Below are 4018 nucleotides of genomic sequence, written 5' to 3'. Positions count from 1 at the left end.
CTTTTTTATGTAAAATCTTGATAAAATATGAACGATTATGAATAAAACTGATTGAATATGAATGATTTGTGTGCTATTCTGAAATCACAAAGGAGGCATGGTTATGGCTCATATCAATATTGATGGAGAACAGAATGTCGAAGTCTCCAAACCCATTCCCAGTGAGAAATCCCCAGAAGAACAATTAGAGATCATGGAAGAATATACTCGGGTCCATAAAGAAAGCGCGGGACTCGATAAGGCCCTTCGTGAAATCAATTGTTTAAAAGTGATCTTTCCTCGATTGTTTCGTTCTTTAGAACCAGGTGATCTAATTGCGGGTCGATTGGATTTTCTTCCGATTGGTTTTGGCAGTGTAACTTCTATTGGAGGGGTTGGTCATTACTGTGTCTTTCATAAACTAAGAGCGTTTAAATCCCTTTTACATACCGAAGAACAAAAGAAACGCGTCGATACTCTTTATGATTACTGGCAAGACCATGATGTCAAATCCATCTATTGCCAGGATGTACTGACATCAGATACGACCGGACGATTTATCGACTGCCAATATCCGTTTATGGCAACGGCCAGATTATCCGGGATGATGTTGGATTATCAAAAACTAATGCGTTTAGGCATTGACGGCTTATTAGAAGAATTAAAACATCATCACCAAAATGCTTTTATCCAGGCAAGTCAGGAAGCTCTGCTTTTATTCAAAGAAGTGATCCAAAAACAAATCGAGCTGGTAAAAAAAGCCAAACAAAATGCCGATCTGGCATGGCATCAAGATCTTGACTTGATGGAAGCCGACCTAATCTGGATCAAAGATCATAAGCCTGCCACCTTCCATCAGGCCTTGCAGCTGTTCTGGCTTTATGCCTTGTGTGCCGGCTGTATCAATTATGGCCGCATGGATATGGTCTTAGGGCCTTATCTGAAAAAAGATATGGATTCCGGACAGTTAAACGAGGAACAGGCATTGCGTTATATCGCCTCCCTCTGGAAAATGATCGAAAACCGCCGTACCACCGTCAATGGCCGTATCATTGTGGGCGGAAGAGGTCGTCAAGATGTGGAAGCCTGTGATCTGTTCTGCCGTTTGTGTTTGAAAGTATGCAAAGAAACTCGCTATGTGGAACCGCAGTTCACCTTGCGTTTTGATCATACGACACCGGAGGATATCTTGGATATGGCTTATGAGTGTATTGCTTCCGGGGCCACTTATCCTACTTTATATAATGATGATGTCAATGTACCGGCCGTTCAGTATGCGATGCGGGTCCCAGAAGAGATTGCCGAACAGTATGTTCCTTTTGGCTGCGGGGAATTTGTGATCCAAGGCAAGAGTGTCGGAACGCCGAATACTTTACTGAATATGCTCAAACTTCTTCAGATTGCCCTCAATGAAGGCATCGATCCGATGGACGGGATCTATAAAGCGGGTCCGGTTGCGTGCAAGCCGTTATCGCAGCTAAAGACCTTTGAAGATCTGATGAAACAATATGAAGCGGTCCAAGACTACTATTTTGATTTGAGCATTGATGCGCAGAAATATTCTTACAAGATCATGAATCAGGAAGTCAGCTTCTTGTTCAGCTCCATCTTGATGGACGATTGTATCGCACGGGAAAAAGCCCTGTTGGATGGCGGTGTCGAGATCCTGGGCGGAACCAATGAGACTTACGGCAATATCAATGCCAGCGATGCCTTATATGCGATCAAGAAACTCGTTTATGACAAGAAAAAATACACGCTGGAAGAGTTGAATCAAGCCGCTCTGGAAAATTTCAAAGGGTATGAAGCGCTTCAAAAAGAATTGCTTAACCAGGATAAATATGGAAACGATAAAAAAGAATGTGATGAGCTGGCCAACCGCTGTTATGAATATGTTGCCAAAGGCATTCGCCAGCGTGGAATCGATGCCGGTCTTGGATATTATCTGATCGTAATCTCGAACAATCAGACCAACACCGACTGGGGGCACCAAACCGATGCCAGTCTGGATGGCCGCAATCGCGGCGTGTATATGAATCCGGCCAATAATCCTCAAGGCGGCGCTGCCAAATCTGGACCGACGGCAGTGCTCAATTCTCTGGTACATTTTGATGCCAAGTATCATGGCGGCAGTGTGCAGAATATGAAATTTACGCCAAGAATGATGCACGAAGACAAAGAGAAGGTCAAAGCCTTGTTCCGTACCTATTTTGAAAATGGCGGATGTCAGCTGATGGTCACGGTCGTGGATCATGGCCAGTTAGAAGATGCCCAGAAACATCCGGAAAAATATCCGGATCTGATTGTTCGCGTTGCCGGGTATTCGGCTGTCTTTGTGAATTTAAGTAAAGATATCCAGGACGAATTGTTAAGCAGGACCTTATATGATTAGTGTATCGAATATAGAGCGATTTGCGGTCCATGATGGACCAGGGATCCGTACGACCGTATTTTTAAAAGGATGCATGCTGCACTGTCCCTGGTGTGCCAACCCGGAAACTTGGGGTGTACAGCCGGTCTTGATGCATGATGAAAGAAAATGTGTTCATTGTTGGCTTTGCGAGAAACATTGTCCGCAAAAAGCGATCACCTTTGAGCCGGATTTTCATATTGATTATTCGCTTTGTCGGGCATGCGGCACATGCACCCAAACCTGTATTCCCAACGCATTAGAGATTTCGGGGAAATGGATGATCGCAGAAGAGATCCTGGATGAAATCACAAAAGATAAAATGTATTATGAAAACTCCCAAGGCGGAATTACATTATCTGGCGGGGAGCCTTTGTTTCAGTTTGAAGAAAGCTTTGAATTGATCCAGAGGATCCACGAAGAAGGATTTCATCTCGCATTAGAGACAACAGGAAATTATTCGTTGGAAAAACTGCAGAAGGTAGAACCTTATGTGGATCTGTTCTTGATGGACTGCAAGCATCTGGATTCGGAAAAGCTGTACCATGCCACAGGTGCTGACTATGATCAGATCATGGAAAACTTTGCCTATTTATCGAAACATTGTCCGCAGAAAGTGATCGTGCGGATGCCGGTCATTTGGGATTTTAATCAAGATCAAATAGAAAAGATCATTGAATGGGCAGCGACTCTGCATTTTCCGGAGGTCGACCTGTTGCCCTATCATTCGTTAGGAAAAAACAAATGGGAAAATCTTCAAATGAAGTATTCCTATGCGCAATATCCGTTAATGGATAAAAAAGATCTGATGCCTGCTGTCGAATATGGAAAGAAAAAAGGCGTCCGGGTCAAGATCGGAGGGTAAGATGTTAACAGAGGAAAGATTGGTCCGCATCATGGATCAGCTTCGTGAAAAAAGCTTCGTCTCGATCAAAGATCTGATGGAGACACTGGATGTATCCCGGTCTTCTATCATGCGAGACTTGCAGGAACTGGAAGAACAACATTTGATTCGCCGTGTTCGCGGTGGCGCCAGCATCGTGGATACCAGCACCTTGTTGACCCGGTATAATGAACCGGCCGTGATGTTGAAGGAAGACACCTATAAAGAAGCAAAAAAGATGATTTGCCAAAACGCCTTGAAAGTCATCAAGGATGGCGACTGTATCTTTGTGGATTCAGGGACGACCCCTTTGGGTTTGATCGAAGGATTGCGGTATCGCGATATTGAAATGGTGACGCCAAACACTTATCTTCTTCAGAAACTCCCGTTGGACTTTAAAGGGCAGATCTATCTTTTAGGCGGAGAATTTTCAAAGAAGTATGATACTTCGTATGGATCAATGACGTTGGATCTGATCGAGCATTTTCATTTTGATGCCTGTTTTATGACCGCCAATGGAGTGGATCTTGAAAGTCAGGAAGTGATGGCGTTTGATCTCAATGTGGCCGGGATCAAAAAGGCCGTTCTGAAACGAAGCGAGAAAGCGTATTTAATGGCCGATCATTCCAAGTTATACACCAAAGGCTTTTGTACATGGGCCAACCTGTCACAATTTACCAATGTATTCTTAGATACATTTCCCCAAGGCAAACCAGTGCCGCAAAATTTTGTCGTGAGTGAGGAGA

General features: G+C 43.9%; 3 protein-coding genes. All 3 read left to right on the top strand.

Features of this window, described 5'->3' with window-relative positions:
* Nucleotides 1-103 precede the first annotated feature (103 nt).
* Nucleotides 104-2371, top strand: a complete 2268-nt coding sequence (locus Q0J48_RS06785) for a pyruvate formate lyase family protein (protein WP_296242735.1) — start codon at nt 104-106, stop codon at nt 2369-2371.
* Nucleotides 2364-3254, top strand: a complete 891-nt coding sequence (locus Q0J48_RS06780) for a glycyl-radical enzyme activating protein (protein ID WP_296242734.1) — start codon at nt 2364-2366, stop codon at nt 3252-3254. Before Q0J48_RS06785 ends, Q0J48_RS06780 begins: the two co-directional genes overlap by 8 nt.
* 1 nt (nt 3255) lies before the next feature.
* Nucleotides 3256-4018, top strand: a 763-nt coding sequence (locus tag Q0J48_RS06775) for a DeoR/GlpR family DNA-binding transcription regulator (RefSeq protein ID WP_296242733.1), incomplete at its 3' end; no start/stop codon positions are given.

The organism is uncultured Faecalicoccus sp., from assembly GCF_944325745.1.
Taxonomy (GTDB): Bacteria; Bacillota_I; Bacilli_A; order Erysipelotrichales; family Erysipelotrichaceae; genus Faecalicoccus.
The sequence above is the reverse complement of the archived record's forward strand: the minus strand, read 5'-3'. Positions and strand labels throughout refer to the sequence as shown.

Bases quoted from the DNA above. Each gene is read 5' to 3' on its own strand.
- Q0J48_RS06785 (WP_296242735.1), top strand. From the start codon at position 104: ATGGCTCATATCAATATTGATGGAGAACAGAATGTCGAAGTCTCCAAA.
- Q0J48_RS06780 (WP_296242734.1), top strand. From the start codon at position 2,364: ATGATTAGTGTATCGAATATAGAGCGATTTGCGGTCCATGATGGACCA.